The following is a 15,392-nucleotide window of genomic DNA, read 5'->3' as shown; positions in this document are numbered from 1 at the left end:
GGCGAAATTCCGGAGTACAGGTCGTCTGCAGCCATCGCAGTCCCGCCGCTAGCACTTCTATAGCGATTCCGCTACCCTTGTGTACGTGGCCGACCTGAGTGTGCGAGAAGCCGCTGAGCGCCTGGGCGTCAACCAGGCGCGTGTTCGCGCACTGTTGAGCGCCGGCCAGCTTGCCGGACGCCGCATCGGATCACGGTGGGTCGTAGATGGCGACGCGGTGAGCGCTCGGCTCGAAATCGCGGCGACAGACCGTGGCCGCCCGCTGTCGACCAAGAGCGCGTGGTGCACAGCCGCCCTGCTGGACGGACAGGAGACATCCTGGTTGACCACCAGCGAACGATCACGGCTGCGGGCCAGGCTGAACCGGCATCCCGCCAGCGAAGTGCACACCTACCGCTGGTGGATGCAGAGCCGTGCTCGCAGCATCCGCTATCGCATTGCGGCAGGTGACATCCCCGAACTGCTGAAGGATCACCGCGTCGTCGCGGGCGGTATCAGCGCGGCCGGCCACTACGCGCTCGGTCTGGCCTTTGGCGACGAGGCGGAGATCTATGTCAGCTCGTCGGACGCTTCCAGGCTCGTTGACGAGTTCTTCCTCATCGAGTCCTACCAAGGCAACCTGTTGATCCACGTTGAGGACAGTGATGCGGACTGGCACCAGCGCACAGCAGCAGCCACGGACGGCGGGTTGGTAGCTCCCCGCCTCATCGTTGCCGCTGATCTCATGGACAGTGCTGACACGCGAAGCCGCAGTCTGGGCGCTCAGCTTCTTGAGCAATCACTGAAAACACTCTCGAACAGCAGGAACGGCATTGCTACCTGACGATGACCTCGCCGGAAGCGACGAGGTGCTGAACGCCCTGGCCCTGACGAGCGGCCGACCTCGCGATCAGATCGACGTGGAGTTCCGGATCGCTGCAGCGGGTGAGGCCACTGCAGCGGCAGCGAGCGAGATGCTGATCGAAGTTGAATCGGTCATCAGACTCGTTCAGCAGGCACCGATCGCTCACAACGCCAAACCTGTGGTGGTCGAACCACTCAAAGCCTTGCTCGGTGCCCTCCCACCAGTCTCCGCAGCAGCCGTCCGTGCGTGGCACCACCTGCGGACCACCCTTCCGGTAGCCGTCACGAAGGTCGATCGCACACCGGTGCTGTTGCCGATGATGCCCGAGCCTCAAGTGGCTGCATGGTCCGTGATCCTGGAGTTCGAGGACGACCTGAACTGCCACTGGTCACTCATAGGAGGCCAGATGGTGGCCTTCACCTGCGCTGAGTACGGATACCCGGTCCATCGCTCCACCGATGACGGCGACATCGTCCTTGGAGTCTGGCTCGACCGCGGTGCGTTCCGAGAGGCCAGCCGTCTCCTCAACGAGCGCGGATTCAACGAGGACAAGACCTCCGACGGCTACGGCTACCGATACCGGCGTGACCTGGCCACCATCGATCTGCTGCTGCCGGAAGAGACTCACCGGCAGCAACAGAAACCCACGACGGCGTCAGGCCGCCCCGGTCTGGAGGTGCCTGGTGGCAACCAGGCGTTGATCCGCAGCGAACGTGTGCCGGTGCAGCTCGGTGAGAGAGTCGGATTCGTCCGCCGCCCCAACCTGTTGGGTGCCCTGGTCGCCAAGGCCGCAGCGGCCCAGACGGACGGCCGCGACCCCGACCGTCACAGGGAGGACATCGCAATCCTCGGTCAGATCGCGCTGAACACCGGTGCGTACCGATCCATGCGCCTGGGGGGCAACGGCAAAGACCGCAGGCGGCTCAGGCGGGCACTGGAACACATGCCTGACACGCACGCGGCTTGGCGCCAGATCCCCGAGCCTCACGAAGTACGCATGGCACTGCACCGTCTCGCAGCACCGCCCGCGAACTGAGCTGGGCCTCAAGGAAGGTCGACCTCCGCGATCACGTGCGGCAACGGCCGTTCCGCACCGCTGAGCAACGCGTCGAACCTGGTCTCACCGTCGAGATACCGCCGGAAGAACGCCGACAGGTACAGCACACCGGCTTCCCGCTGTTCACGCTCGTTCAACTGCTTCTCCTCCTGGTCCAACGCCTTGCAGTACCCCGGTCGCGTCGGCACGGCGTCGTCCTCGGCGGTGACCTGGCCGCTCGACGGTGACCACTGCGTGTTGAAGAAGCTGTGGTTGGCGCCCTGGACCATCAACCGGTGCACCGGCACGGTGTTCTGCTTCGCCGAGTCCACGTAGTACTGCTCCGCCCACGGGTTGCTGACCCGGTCGCAGCCACCGATCACGGTCAGGAACGGCACCTTCGTGATCGCGCCGCCGCTGATGACCGGTTGCAGTGCGACGACGGCCTTCACGTCCACGCCTTCCGGCCACTCGCCGTACCCGTAGCCGTCGGCCGAGTGCTGGAACGCACCCCGGCCGCCCTTCGAATGCCCCAGCACACCAACACGGTCGAAGTCCACGCGGAACCCGGCGAACCGCGCGGCCAGCGCCCCGCGTCCCGCCACACCCTCCTGCCACAGCCGAAGGTGAGCGTTGATCAGTTCCGCGCGGTCGGCGAACTCGTCGTCGCCACGCACGCCGCCGTTGATGTGGTTGGCGTTGACCGAAACCACGACGTGGCCGGCTCGCGCCAGCGATTCGGCGAGGTAGTCGTAGCCCCGGTTGCTCGGCACCTGCGGGATGCCCTCACGGCAAGGCCATTTGTAGAGGTCCTCATAAGTTGCGTCAGGCCGCCGGTCCGCGCACACGGCGAACCAGCCGTGCAGCAACACGACGAGCGGATGTGAGCCGCCGCGGACGTCGGCCGGGTAGTGCACGGAAGCGGACATCGTCGGCGTGACCTCGTAGGACGCGGTCCGGACCTGGTCGGCCGCAGCCGTCGCGGGCAGGCCGAGCAGCAACACCAGCAGGGTGAGAGTCAGTCGCAGCACGGACCACTTCGTACCGGTCGGAAGTCCGGCACCGGTCCAGGTTTTGTCCTGATCCCGCAACAAGTACTCCAGACGGATTCGAGGGCACGCTCGTACGTTCTTCAACTACCAAAAGCCCTCGTACCTGCCATGCCCGCCGACCGCTTGGGGGATTTCTGAGATGTCGAACGAAGCTGCAGTGGACGGCGGCTGCCTCCCGGACCTGCTGCGCAAGCAGGTCGAGGAACACCCCGACCGCACCGCCGTCGTCTTCGGCGAAGAGAGCATCAGCTACGGCGAGCTCTTCGAGCAGAGTTCAGCGCTCGCAACGCACCTGCGGCGGCTCGGGATCGTCGCGGACGACTGCGTCGGCATGTTCGTGGAGCCGTCGCTCGACCTCGTGGTCGGGGCGTGGGGAATCCTCTGCGGCGGCGGCGCCTACCTGCCGTTGAGCCCGGAGTACCCGGAGGAACGGCTCCGGTACATGATCGAGGACTCGCGCACCAAAGTCGTGGTCACCCAACCAGAACTCAAGTCCCGCCTGCTCGAGCTCGCGCCGAGCGGCGTCAGGGTCGTCACGCTGGCCGACTGCGACGAGGCGTTCGACGACGGGTTCAGCCCGGCGCACGACAGCCTCGCGTACATCATCTACACCTCGGGCAGCACCGGCCGGCCCAAGGGCGTGATGATCGAGCACCGCAGCATCGTGAACCAGATGCTGTGGCTGCACGACGAGCACGGCATCGACGGCACGAAGCGCGTGGTGCAGAAGACGCCGATGAGCTTCGACGCGGCGCAGTGGGAGATCCTGGCGCCCGCGGTCGGCAGCACCGTGGTGATGGGCCGGCCCGGCATCTACCGCGACCCCGAGATGTTGATCGAGACGATGCGCGACCACGGCGTCACGACGTTGCAGTGCGTGCCGACGTTGCTGCAGGCGCTGATCGACACCGAGGAGTTCCACACCTGCTTGTCCCTCAAGCAGGTCTTCAGCGGCGGCGAGGCGTTGTCCCGCACGCTGGCGCAGGCCTTCGTGGACGCGATGCCCAACGTCGGGCTCATCAACCTTTACGGGCCAACGGAAACGACGATCAACTCGTCGTCCTACGTGGTCGATCCCGCGGAACTGGCCGAGGCGCCGAAGTCGATCTCGATCGGCTTGCCGGTCGCGAACACGACCTACCTGGTGCTCGACGACCAGAAGAACCCGGTCATCCCCGGCGAGATCGGTGAGCTCTTCATCGGAGGCATCCAGGTCGCCCGCGGCTACCTCCACCAGCCGGAGCTCACGCAGGAACGGTTCGTGGACGGCATGTTCCGCACCGGCGACCTGGTCACGCAGAACTCCGACGGCAGCGTGCAGTTCGCCGGTCGCGCGGACAGCCAGGTCAAGCTGCGCGGGTATCGCGTCGAGCTGGACGAGATCCGGCTCGCGATCGAGACGCACGACTGGGTGCGCAACGCCGCCGTGATCGTCAAGGAGGACGAGCGGACCGGGTTCCAGAACCTGATCGCCTGCGTCGAGCTGAACCCCAAGGAAGCCGCCCTGATGGACCAGGGCAACGCGGGTTCGCACCACCAGTCGAAGGCGAGCCGGTTGCAGGTCCGCGCGCAGCTGTCGAACCCCGGTGTGCGCGACGACCTGCGCGGGCGCGAGTCGTTCGAGCTGCCCGGCGAGGAAGCCTCGTGCTTGCAACGGAAAGTGGTGTTCTCGCGCAAGTCGTACCGGTTCTACGAGGGCGGCAAGGTCACCGATGCCGACCTGATGCGGCTGCTGGAGCGCCAGGCCGTCGGCGCCGGTTCGCGTGAACCGAACTCCGTGCGGTTCGCCGAACTGGGCGAGATCCTGCGGTACTTCGGCGCGCACTTCAGCGAACAGCGCCTGCTGCCGAAGTACGGCTACGCGTCGCCGGGTTCGCTGTACGCGACGCAGCTCTACCTGGAGCTGCACCACATCGCGGGCCTGCCAGCCGGGTTGTACTACTACCACCCGCTGCGCCACCAGCTCGTGCTGATCACATCGGTGCAGGAAAGCATTGACGCGCAGGCGAAGCTGCACTTCATCGGACGCAAGGCCGCGATCGAGTCGGTCTACCTCAACAACATCCAGGAAGTGCTGGAGATCGAGACGGGCCACATGCTCGGGCTCTTCGAGGAGGTTCTGCCGGACTACGGCCTCGACGTCCGCGCCGCCGGGGCCACGCCCGCCACGAAGGACCGGCTGGACGTCGCCGACGAGGACTACTACCTGGGCACGTTCGAGCTGTGCGCGTACTCGGGCCCCCGCCAGGACGAGGTCGACATCTACGTCCAGACGCATCCGGGCAAGGTCACGAACCTGCCGGGCGGCCAGTACCGATACCGCGACGGCACGTTGGAGCGCGTGTCCGACGAACTGGTGCTGCGCAAGCACGTCATCGCCATCAACCAGGCCGTCTACGAGCGGGCGAGCTTCGGCGTCACGGTCATCAGCCGATCCCGCGAGGACTGGCGGCGCTACATCGACCTCGGCCGGACCATGCACCGGTTGTCCGCCAACGACGTCGACCTCGGCTTCATGTCGTCCGGCTACAGCTCGAAGTCGGGCAACGACCTACCGTCGGCCAAGCGCATCAACGGAATCCTCGGCGACATCGGCGAGAAGCCGGGTCCGTCTTACTTCTTCCTGGGCGGCAAGGTGTCCTATGAGCAGCGCCGCAGCCCCGGCATGAAGGAAGACGTCGTCCACATGAAGGGTCCCGCCGAGCTGATCCGCGACGACCTGGTCAACTTCCTGCCGGACTACATGATCCCGAACAAGGTCGTGGTCCTGGACCAGCTGCCCGTCACGGCCAACGGCAAGATCGACGTCAAGGCGCTGGAGGCGTCCGACAAGACCAACGCCGACGACCAGGACCGGCCGTTCGTCGCGCCGCGCACCCTCACCGAGCGCCGCATCAGCGAGATGTGGAAAAAGCTGATGAAGCGCGAGACCGTCTCGACGCACGACGACTTCTTCGAGACCGGCGGCAACTCGTTGATCGCGGTCGGCCTGGTGAACCGGATCAACAAGGACTTCGGCACCAGCCTGCCGCTGCAGGTCCTCTTCGAGTCGCCGACGATCGAGCAGCTCTCCCGCCGGGTCGACGGTGTCCACGAAGGACCGATCTCCCGCCTGGTTCCGTTGCAGCCCAACGGGGATGGCGCTCCCGTGTTCTGCTGGCCAGGGCTGGGTGGATACCCCATGAACCTGCGCACGCTCGCCGGCCGGTCCGAACGGCCGTTCTACGGCGTGCAGGCACACGGCATCAACGAGGGCGAGACGCCGTACCGCACGATCCGCGAGATGGCCGCCGCGGACATCGAGGCGATCAAGAAGGTCCAGCCGGAGGGCCTGTACACGCTGTGGGGCTACAGCTTCGGCGCGCGGGTCGCGTTCGAGACGGCCTACCAGCTCGAACAGGCAGGTCACGAGGTCGCGAACCTGTTCCTGATCGCACCGGGGTCACCGAAGGTGCGGGCGGAGCGGGCCAACGACGAGGCCTCCTACGACAACAAGGCGTTCGTCACGATCCTGTTCTCGGTGTTCGCGGGCAGCATCACCGACGCGCGTCTCACCAAGTGCCTTGAGGTGGCGACAGACGAGGACAGCTTCGCGGCGTTCATCAGCGGCGAGTTCCGCGACCTGGACAGCCAACTGGTGCACCGGATCATCCGGATCGTCACCGAGACGTTCTCCTTCAAGTACACCTTCAGCGAGCTGGCCGAGCGCACGATCACCGCGCCGTTGACGATCTTCAAGGCGCAGGGCGACGACTACTCGTTCATCGAGGGCAGCGAGGGCTTCTCCGTCACCGACCCGGTCGTGGTCGAGCTGGAGGCGGACCACTACAGCCTCCTGCGCGAGCCCGACATCGACGAGCTGATCGCGTCGATGGAACGGCGTGAGGTCGTCGAGGCCGAGATCGCGCGCGTGCCCGTGCTGCTGTCCGACGAGCAGATGTCCGAGCTGATCGCGGCCGTCACCAAGGCGGTCACCCTCGCCATCGCGGGAGGCCGGGAGTGACGATTCCCCTGGTGTACAGCGAGGAAGTGGCCGAGGCGATCACCGCGGGCCAGCCCGTCGTGGCGCTGGAGTCCAACGTCATCACGCACGGCCTGGACTACCCGGAGAACGCCGAGACCGCGCGCCGGGTCGAGGACGCGGTCCGCTCCAGCGGGTCGGTGCCGGCCACGATCGGCATCGACAACGGCCGGATCCTCGTCGGCCTGTCCGAGAACGACATCGAGCGGTTCGCCTCGACTCCGGGGATTCCGAAGGTCAGCAGCCGGGACCTGCCGATCGTGCTGGCCCGCGGCGGGATGGGCGCGACCACCGTCGCGTCCTCGGTGATCGCCGCTGAGCTGGCGGGGCTGAAGTTCTTCTCCTCGGCGGGAATCGGCGGCGTGCACCGCGGTGCCGAACGCACGATGGACGTCTCGTCGGACCTGATCCAGTTCACCCGGTCCAAGGTCGCCGTGGTGTGCGCGGGCGCGAAGAACATCCTCGACCTCGGGCTCACCATGGAGTTCCTGGAGACCCACTGCGTCCCGGTCGTGGCCTACCGGTCGGACGACTTCCCGGCGTTCTACTGCGTCTCCAGCGGCCTGCGCAGCCCGCACCGCGTCGACGACCCGCTGGAGCTGGCTCGCGCGATCGAGAACCACTGGGCGCTCGGTAGTCCCGGCTCGTTCCTGATCACCACCCCCACGCAGCCCGCGGACGCGATCGACGGCGCCGAGGTGGAGTCGGTGATCGCCGAGGCGATCTTGAACGCGGAACGCGAAGGCGTGTCCGGGCAGGCGATCACGAAGTTCCTGATGCGGGCGGTCGACCGGGCGACCGCGGGCCGTTCCGCGAAGGCCAACACGGCGGTGCTGATCAGCACCGCCGAGGTCGCCGGAGAACTCGCCGCCGCACACGCGAAGGAGTTCGGCCGATGAACCGGTGCGTGATCTTCGACCTGGACGGCACGCTCGTCGACTCCCCACGTGGGATCATCACGACGTTCGCCGCGGTGTTCAGCCAGCTCGATCTGCCCACAATGGACTCGGCGTCGATCCGCGGCACGATCGGGCTGCCGTTGCCCGCCGCGTTCGCCAAGCTGCTCGGCGTCGCGGAGGACGATCCGCGCGTCGCCGAATGCGCGCAGCTCTACCAGTCGACGTTCCGCAAGATCGTGCTGCCGATGGCGCCGCAGCTGGTGTTCCCCGGCGTGTTCGACGGGCTGCAGTCGTTGCGGGAGGACGGTTTCCTGCTGGCCGTCGCGACCAGCAAGTTCATCGCGAACGCCGAGGCGTTGCTCGTCGCGGCCGGTCTCCGCGAGGAGTTCGAGGTCGTCGTCGGCGCGGACCAGGTCGCCAAACCCAAGCCGGATCCCGAATCCGGCTTCGTGGTGCTGAAGAAGCTCGGTGTGGCACCGGAACGCGCGGTCATGGTCGGCGACACCACGCACGACGTGCTGATGGCGCACGCGGCCGGAATGTCGTCGATCGGCGTGACCTACGGCGTGCACAGCGTCGAGCAGCTGCTGAGCGCGAACCCCACCTGGCTCGTCGACTCGTTCGCCGGAGTCGTGGCCGCGGTCGGGGAGTGCTCGTGATCGAGGCGTATCTCGAAAAGAACGTCCACCTGCTGCCGCAGACCAACCAGCTGCGGGCGTTGCACACGATCGTCCGCGACCGCGACGCCTCCCGCGAGGACTTCGTCTTCTACAGCGAGCGGATCATCAGGCTCCTGGTCGAGGCCGGCCTGGACCTGCTGCCGTTCGAGCCGCAGGACGTCACCACACCTGTCGGCGCGACGTACAACGGGCTGAGGTTCGCCGAGAAGATCGTCGGCGTCCCGATCATCCGGGCGGGCGAGAGCATGGAGTCCGGACTGCGGGCGGTGTGCCGGGGCGTCCGGATCGGCAAGATCCTCATCCAGCGCGACAAGGAGACCAAGCTCCCGAAGCTGTACTACCGGAACCTGCCGCGCGACATCGCGTCCCGGCACGTCCTGCTGCTCGACCCGATGCTGGCCACCGGCGGCACCGCCAACGCGGCGATCCAGGTGCTGCTCGACGAGGGCGTGCTGGAGGAGAACATCGTCTTCATCACCGTCATCACGGTGCCCGAGGGCATCGCGGCGGTGTGCGAACGGTTCCCGCGGATCCGGATCGTGACGTCGGCGATCGAGGAACGCCTGAACGACAACGCCTACATGCTGCCCGGCATCGGCGACTTCGGAGACCGGTTCTTCGGAACCGACGAGAGGCGACCATGAAGGGCAACCGACTGCTGGCGGACTCGGCGATCACCGCGCTGGCGCCGATGATCTGGGGCAGCACCTACCTGGTGACCACCCAGCTGCTGCCACCCGACCGGCCGCTCTTGGCCGCAGCCGTCCGCGCGTTGCCCGCGGGCCTGATCCTGCTGCTGTTCGGCCGCATCCTCCCCCAGGGCATCTGGTGGTGGCGCGCGTTGGTGCTGGGCACGCTCAACATCGGCGCGTTCTTCTTCCTGCTGTTCGTGGCGGCCTACAAGCTCCCGGGCGGCGTGGCGGCCCTTGTCGGCTCCGTCCAGCCGATGATCGTGCTGGCGCTCGCGGCGTTGCTGCTGGGCGACCGCATCCGGCTCCCCCACCTGCTGGCGTGCCTGGCGGCCTCAGCGGGCGTGGCGTTGCTGGTGCTGAAAGCGACCGCACAGCTGGATCTCGTCGGAGTTCTCGCGGCGCTGGGCGGCGCGGTCTGCATGGCTTCCGGCATCGTGCTGACCAAACGGTGGCAGCGCCCGGCCGACGTGAACGTCCTGCTGTTCACCGGCTGGCAGCTCACCGCCGGCGGTCTCGTGCTGCTGCCCGCGCTGTTCCTGATGGAAGGCTTGCCGAGCACGATCACCGGCACCAACGCGCTCGGCTTCGGCTACCTGATCGTGCTCGGCTCGCTCTTCGCGTACTCGGTCTGGTTCCGCGGCACGGACCGGGTGCCCGCGATCGGGTTGTCGTTCCTCGGCTTCTTCAGCCCGATCGTGGCCACCGTGCTCGGACTCGTGTTCCTCGGTCAGACGTTGTCGTTCCTTCAGCTGGTCGGTGCCTTGATCCTCATCGGCTCGATCGTCCTGGTCCAGCTGACGCCGACGAAACCGGCGGCGGTGCCCAGGACGACGACGGCCAGCCCGGCCAAGGTCAGCGCGTCGGGCTGAAGCAGCGACTGACCGCGGCCGGCCTGCCAGGTCACCAACGCCAGCAGGCCCGTGTAGCCGAGCGCGGCGACCGTGACCAACCGCGCTCGCTTTCGCGAGTCCACCCGCCGCAGCGCGAAGACGACCAGCAACAGCACCTGGACCGCGTGCAACCCGACGAAGTGCGGCACCCGGAAGTCGCCGCCCGCACCGATGTCGTGCCCCTGGTACATCACGATCTCCTGGCCGTTGGCGTCGACGACCGTGCGCTGGTTCAGCTCGGTGGCCATCCAGTACACCGGCAGGATCATGCCCACGGTCGCCAGCGCGAGACCCCACCGGACCGCCCGCATCAGCGCCCGGTTGCCACTGCGTTGGAACAGCACCAACGTGACGATGGCCAGCTGCACGAGGAACAACGCCGCCACGCCGTTGGTGAAGATCTGCGTGGCGAGCACGGTGATCGGGTCGGTCGAGGTGTTGAAGTGGCTGAAGGTGCCGCGCGCGGCCTGCACGGTGATCGCCGCGACCTCGAAGAACGCGGCGACGGCGAAGATCGTGCCCATCCAGGAGCCGACCCTGCGGGCTCTGGTGAGCGTGCTCAGCAGCCACGAGAGCGTGCCGGAGTAGAGGCCGAAGGCCAGTCCGAACTTCAGCGGCTTCAGCCAGACCGGCTCGCCCAGCAGCGTGCGGTCGTCGATGAGGATCCCGACCGCGGCCACCAGGGCGAGGCCGACCATCAGCAGGGTGTTGACCAGGAGTGGGCGGTGCCAGTTCGTGAACATGACGGCAATGCTCAAAGGCTGACGCACCGTCAAGGTCAAGCAGCAAAATGGACGGTGTGCTGACGATCAAGCGGCTGGCCGAGTACGTCGGGGTCACGGTGCGGGCGGTGCGCCACTACCACCAGACCGGCCTGCTCCCCGAACCGGAACGCGACGCGTCCGGCTACCGGCGCTACCCCGCCCAGGCCGTCATCGACCTGATCCGCATCAAGACCCTGACCGCCGCCGGGGTGCCGCTGACCCGCGTGCACGAGCTGATCAAGGCCACGCCCGAGGAGTTCTCGCGGGCGATCGACGAGATCGGCCAGGGCCTCACCCGGCAGATCGAGGAGCTGGAGCAGCGCAAACTCGGCGTTGCCGCGCTGCAGGCCGGTGAGGGGATGTTCCTGCCCGCCGAGATCACCGACTACCTGGATCGGTTGCGAGCCATGGGAGTCAGCGAGCGCGGCGTGCACTTCGAACGCGACGGGTGGATCGTGCTCGCCGCCGCGTACCCGGACCAGGTGCCGAAGTGGATCGCGCAGAAGAACGAGCAACTGGCGGATCCGGACTTCCGCCAGTTCTACGTCACCTACGACCAGGCCCACGACTGGGATCCGCGCGATCCGCGGCTCGAAGGCCTGGCCGACGTGATGGCGGCCAGGCTTCAGCAGGAGGCAACGGAGACCGTGCACGAGGTGCTGTCCGCCGACGAGAAGGCACTGCTGGGTGCGCACGTGCGTGACTATTCGCCGGCGTGGCTCCGGCTCGCCGAGCTCGTTCGTCAGCGCACGACGTCGTAGACCAGCTTCTGGATGCCGTTCGAGTAGGTCTCGCTCTCGACGACCTTCAGCAGCTGCTTGTCCTTGTCGGTCTCGCTGAACAGCCGCTTGCCCGCGCCGAGCAGCACCGGGAACACCAGCAGGTGGTAGCGGTCGATCAGGCCCGCGTCGGACAGGTTGCGGTTGAGCGTCGCGCTGCCGTGGATGGAGATCGGGCCGCCCTCGGTCTCCTTCAGCGCGGCCACGTCGTCGAGCGAGCGGAGGATCGTGATGTCGCCCCAGTTGTCGACGAGCTGGTCCTCCTTGAGCGTGCTGGACACGACGTACTTCGGGATCACGTTGTAGCGCGGGAAGTAGTCCAGCGTCGGCCACACCGGCGAGAACGCCTCGTAGCTGACCCGGCCCATCATCATGGCGGCGGCTTCGTCCTGCTCACGGCCCTTGAGCTCGTAGGCGGCCTCGTCGAACTCGATGTCCTTGAAGGTCCAGCCGGAACTGCGGTGACCCGGCTCGCCGCCGGGCGCCTCGATGACGCCGTCGAGCGAGACGAACGCGGTGGCGATCAGGGTGCGCATCGGAGTTCTCCTTGGTGTTCGGACGTGCTGTCATCAGTGCGTCGAACGGGAGATGCCGGGAATCGACATCTCGCCGGGAGAATTTTCCGGCATGCGTGTCGGCGGCGCTGGACACCCCACCGGGTCCAGCGCCGCCGCAGCGTCAACGGGGCTGTCGCAGTGGACCAGGCCAGCCGTTTCTCATCCTGCTTCCCCCTCCGGAAACCGCCCGGCATCACTCGGGCTTGGGGAGAAGTCNCGCCCCCCCCCCCGGCCCCCCCCCCCGCCGCAGCGTCAACGGGGCTGTCGCAGTGGACCAGGCCAGCCGTTTCTCATCCTGCTTCCCCCTCCGGAAACCGCCCGGCATCACTCGGGCTTGGGGAGAAGTCTGCCGATCCGCGGACCGACAGACATGCGGGACCAGCCCTCAATTAACGGGCGCGCCTGCTTGATCAGGTCGGCTCTGGAGGTCGCCCCGGTGCGGGCGCGCAGGCTGGCGACGTGACGTTCGACCGTTCGGGGGGACAGGAACAGCCGTTCGGCGATCTCGGCGTTGCCGAACCGTTCCACGACGAGCTTCAGCACCTCGAACTCCCGCACGGTGACGCCGGCCTTGCGCAGTTCGGCGGGCACGGTGTCGTGATCGCGCCGGCGTCGTTGCTGAGGCGCGCCGGCCTCTCGCAGCACCGCACGGCACGCGGCGGCCACGGCGTGCACATCGTTGCTGTGGAAGTGTTCCTCGGCCTCGCGCAACCACTCCAGCGGTTCGCCCCAGCCGTCGGCCAGCGCGCACGGACCGGCCAGCCGGAGCCCGAGGTAGCGCGGCAGGCCGAGTCCTGTGCTGAGCTCCAGCGCTTCCTGCGCCGCCGCGTCGGCCTCGGTCCTGCGACCGTCCCGGCCGAGCAGGATCGCGCGGCTCCACGCGAAGTACGTGCGGTGCAGACGAACCTGCGACAGGTGTGACTCGGCCAGCCGCTCGTGCTCGGACCACCCCGCGAGGCCGTGCGCGACCCGCACGAGCAGGCGCGGGCCCTGGTAGAAGGTGCCGCGAAGGATGCGCGGTTCGCGGACCGCCTTCTCCACCTCCTCGAACTCGGCCAGCGCGCGCTCGTAGCGTTCCTCCATCAGCTCGCAGATCGCCGAGGTGTACGACCAGATCTCCTCCGAGCCGCCGTGCTCGCGCAACAGGGCCAGCGCTTTGTCGGTCGCCTTGCGGTCGCCGTGCAGCGACGCGATGCCCGCCTCGATGGCGACCGCGAGCGCCTGCAACGCGTGCAGCCCGAGCTTCCCGGCCGCGTCTCCCGCGCTGGCACCGTACTTCGCGGCCAGCTCGTACTCGCCGTACACGAGGTAGGTCGCGCCGAGGTGGAGATCGGCCGCGATGAGGATGACGATCGCGCCGCTGTCGAGCGCCGCCTGCCTGGCTGCCAGCAGGGCGTCGACGCCGCCGGTCAGGTACTTGTCGGTGATCCCCAGCTCCAGCAACGCCCGCAATCGCCACGCCGCGAGCCCGTGCTGTTCGGCCACCTGCAGCCAGCGCTGGATGTGTTGCCGCGCCTCGGCCAGGTCCTGGCCCCTGGTGCACCGGGTGAGGACTTCGAGGGCCTCGCAGACGATCTCCGGGGTGCCGGTGGCGGCGGCGCGTTCGGCGAGTTCCCTGGCCTTGGGCAGGAGGTCCAGCTGGTTCAGGCCGAGCAGCAGGGTCGCTTTGACGACGTCGACGGCCGCGCAGGTCTCCTTGGCCGCGGCGAGGAGGTCCAGGCCGCGTTCCCACTGACCCGACACGGCCGCGACCCGCGCCTGCGCCAGGCGAACGGCGTTGCGGCGTTCCGGTTTGGCGTGCATCGCGGTGAGCGTCTGCTGAAGTCGTTCTCCCAGCGCGAAAGCCCGCGCGCCGTTGTCCGCCGGCACGACGACCGCGGCCAGCGGCAGCACCGCGGCGAGCGCGTCGAGCAGGTCCGCGGCGAGGTCCGGATCGTCGTTGTGCAGGCTCTGTCCACGTTCGAGCAGCTCGACGGCGGTGCCGAACCGCCCGGCCGCCGCCGCGTGCTTTCCGGCCCGCACCAGGCAACCGACGGCTCTGCTCAGGTCACCGCCCTGCTCCCACAGTTCAGCGATGAGTTCCAACTCGTTGGGGCGCAGGGATTCCGCGGTCTGGGCAGCCTTGCGAGCGAGTTCTGCCCGCGCCGTCGGTGTCATCCGGCCGGTGATCGCGTCGGCGGTCAGCGCGTGCCGGAACCTGTGCCCGTGGACGAGCTGGGCCTTCTCGGCGTCCAGCAGGAGTTTCGTCGCATCTTGAGCGCCTGCCACGGCCGCCACGACGTCGAGCGGGAACGCGGGCCCGAAGACCGCGGCCGCTTCGAGCAGCGCGACGCACTCGGGTTCGAGCGCGTCCACGCGTTGCAACGTCGCCGCCGCGACCGTGGGAGGCACACCGGCCTGCAGATCGCCGTTGAGCAGCTCCTCCACCACGAACGGCACGCCGTCCGCGATCTTGGTGAGCTTGGCCAGCACGTCGGCGGGCGCGGGCTCACCGAGCCGGTACCGGGCCAGCTCCGCGACCTCCGCGTCGTTCAACCCGTTGAGCCGCAGGATGTTCGCCACCCGGCGGGCGACCGCCTCGTTCGCAAGCCGTTGCGCGGCCTCGGGATGCGGTCGCAGCGTGGCCAGGAGGAGGACAGGTTCGTCCGCGAGGTTGTCCAGCAGGTAGTCGACCACGGCCAGCGTCTCGCCATCCGCGTCGTGCAGATCCTCAAGCACCACAACGGTCTTCTCGGCCGTGAGCAACCTGAGGACCGCCTCGGCCCGCACCACCGCGGGATCCGGCATCCCGTCCGGCGCGCCCGGCGTCATCCGCAGCAACACGGGCAGATACGCACCGAGCTGCTGCTCGTTCGGCGCATCGGCCTTGCGGAACGCGGACAGCACCGCCTCGCACAACGCCCGCAGCGGCACCGCCCGGCTCGCTCTTCCTTTGAGCACGCGGAACCCGCGCCGCGAGGCGTGCGCGACGAGCTCCGACGCCAGCCGCGACTTGCCGATTCCCGGTTCTCCCACCAGGAACATCGCGCCACCGTGCCGGTTCTCGGCCCGGGACACCGCGGCCCACAGCGCTGAGGTCTCCTCGCTTCGACCTACCAGCACCGGGGACGTGAACTGCATGACCCGCGACAGTACTAGCCTCGGGATTTCGTGTGATCTGAGGTGACACGCCCCTGAA

Annotated in this window: 11 protein-coding genes; 8 read left to right on the top strand and 3 right to left on the bottom strand. The window is 67.9% G+C overall.

The window, feature by feature from the left end; genetic code table 11:
- Positions 1–85 precede the first annotated feature (85 nt).
- A complete protein-coding gene (locus tag LFM09_RS34460) occupies positions 86–823 on the top strand; it encodes a helix-turn-helix domain-containing protein (protein WP_414100771.1) in 738 nt (245 codons plus the stop codon).
- 25 nt (positions 824–848) lie between these two features.
- Complete coding sequence (locus LFM09_RS34455) at positions 849–1,880, top strand: hypothetical protein (RefSeq protein WP_414100770.1); 1,032 nt, start codon at positions 849–851, stop codon at positions 1,878–1,880.
- A gap of 8 nt (positions 1,881–1,888) precedes the next feature.
- Here LFM09_RS34455 and LFM09_RS34450 read toward each other — a convergent pair whose 3' ends face one another.
- Positions 1,889–2,911 (bottom strand): alpha/beta hydrolase family protein, encoded by a 1,023-nt coding sequence (locus LFM09_RS34450; RefSeq protein WP_414100769.1) that lies wholly within the window; start codon positions 2,909–2,911, stop codon positions 1,889–1,891.
- Between the two features lie 160 nt (positions 2,912–3,071).
- On the opposite strand from LFM09_RS34450, the gene LFM09_RS34445 reads away from it, so the two are divergent.
- The 6 genes from LFM09_RS34445 (at position 3,072) to LFM09_RS34420 (ending at position 11,639) form a co-directional block, all read left to right on the top strand.
- Complete coding sequence (locus LFM09_RS34445) at positions 3,072–6,935, top strand: amino acid adenylation domain-containing protein (protein ID WP_414100768.1); 3,864 nt, start codon at positions 3,072–3,074, stop codon at positions 6,933–6,935.
- Positions 6,932–7,852: a pseudouridine-5'-phosphate glycosidase gene (locus tag LFM09_RS34440; RefSeq protein WP_414100767.1), complete on the top strand. Its 921-nt coding sequence runs from the start codon at positions 6,932–6,934 to the stop codon at positions 7,850–7,852. The genes LFM09_RS34445 and LFM09_RS34440 overlap by 4 nt, the downstream gene beginning before the upstream one ends.
- Positions 7,849–8,511, top strand: coding sequence for an HAD family hydrolase (locus LFM09_RS34435; protein ID WP_414100766.1), 663 nt, complete (start codon positions 7,849–7,851; stop codon positions 8,509–8,511). Before LFM09_RS34440 ends, LFM09_RS34435 begins: the two co-directional genes overlap by 4 nt.
- Positions 8,508–9,176 carry a uracil phosphoribosyltransferase gene (gene upp, locus LFM09_RS34430; protein WP_414100765.1) on the top strand — a complete coding sequence of 223 codons (669 nt, stop codon included), beginning with the start codon at positions 8,508–8,510 and terminating at the stop codon, positions 9,174–9,176. The genes LFM09_RS34435 and upp overlap by 4 nt, the downstream gene beginning before the upstream one ends.
- Positions 9,173–10,093 carry an EamA family transporter gene (locus LFM09_RS34425; RefSeq protein ID WP_414100764.1) on the top strand — a complete coding sequence of 307 codons (921 nt, stop codon included), beginning with the start codon at positions 9,173–9,175 and terminating at the stop codon, positions 10,091–10,093. Before upp ends, LFM09_RS34425 begins: the two co-directional genes overlap by 4 nt.
- Before the next feature lie 811 nt (positions 10,094–10,904).
- The gene (locus LFM09_RS34420) at positions 10,905–11,639 is read left to right on the top strand and encodes a MerR family transcriptional regulator (protein WP_414100763.1); all 735 of its coding nucleotides are present in this window, start codon (positions 10,905–10,907) and stop codon (positions 11,637–11,639) included.
- Here the strand turns inward: LFM09_RS34420 and LFM09_RS34415 are convergent.
- Both LFM09_RS34415 and LFM09_RS34410 read right to left on the bottom strand, forming a co-directional pair.
- On the bottom strand, positions 11,621–12,193 hold the full coding sequence (locus tag LFM09_RS34415; protein ID WP_414100762.1) for a dihydrofolate reductase family protein: 573 nt from the start codon (positions 12,191–12,193) through the stop codon (positions 11,621–11,623). The genes LFM09_RS34420 and LFM09_RS34415 overlap by 19 nt on opposite strands.
- 345 nt (positions 12,194–12,538) lie before the next feature.
- A complete protein-coding gene (locus LFM09_RS34410; protein WP_414100761.1) occupies positions 12,539–15,334 on the bottom strand; it encodes an ATP-binding protein in 2,796 nt (931 codons plus the stop codon).
- Between the last annotated feature and the right edge of the window lie 58 nt (positions 15,335–15,392).

The organism is Lentzea alba, from assembly GCF_047445655.1.
GTDB classification, from domain to species: Bacteria; Actinomycetota; Actinomycetes; order Mycobacteriales; family Pseudonocardiaceae; genus Lentzea; species Lentzea alba_A.
Note: the sequence above shows the minus strand (reverse complement) of the source record. Positions and strands in the feature narration are given on the sequence as shown.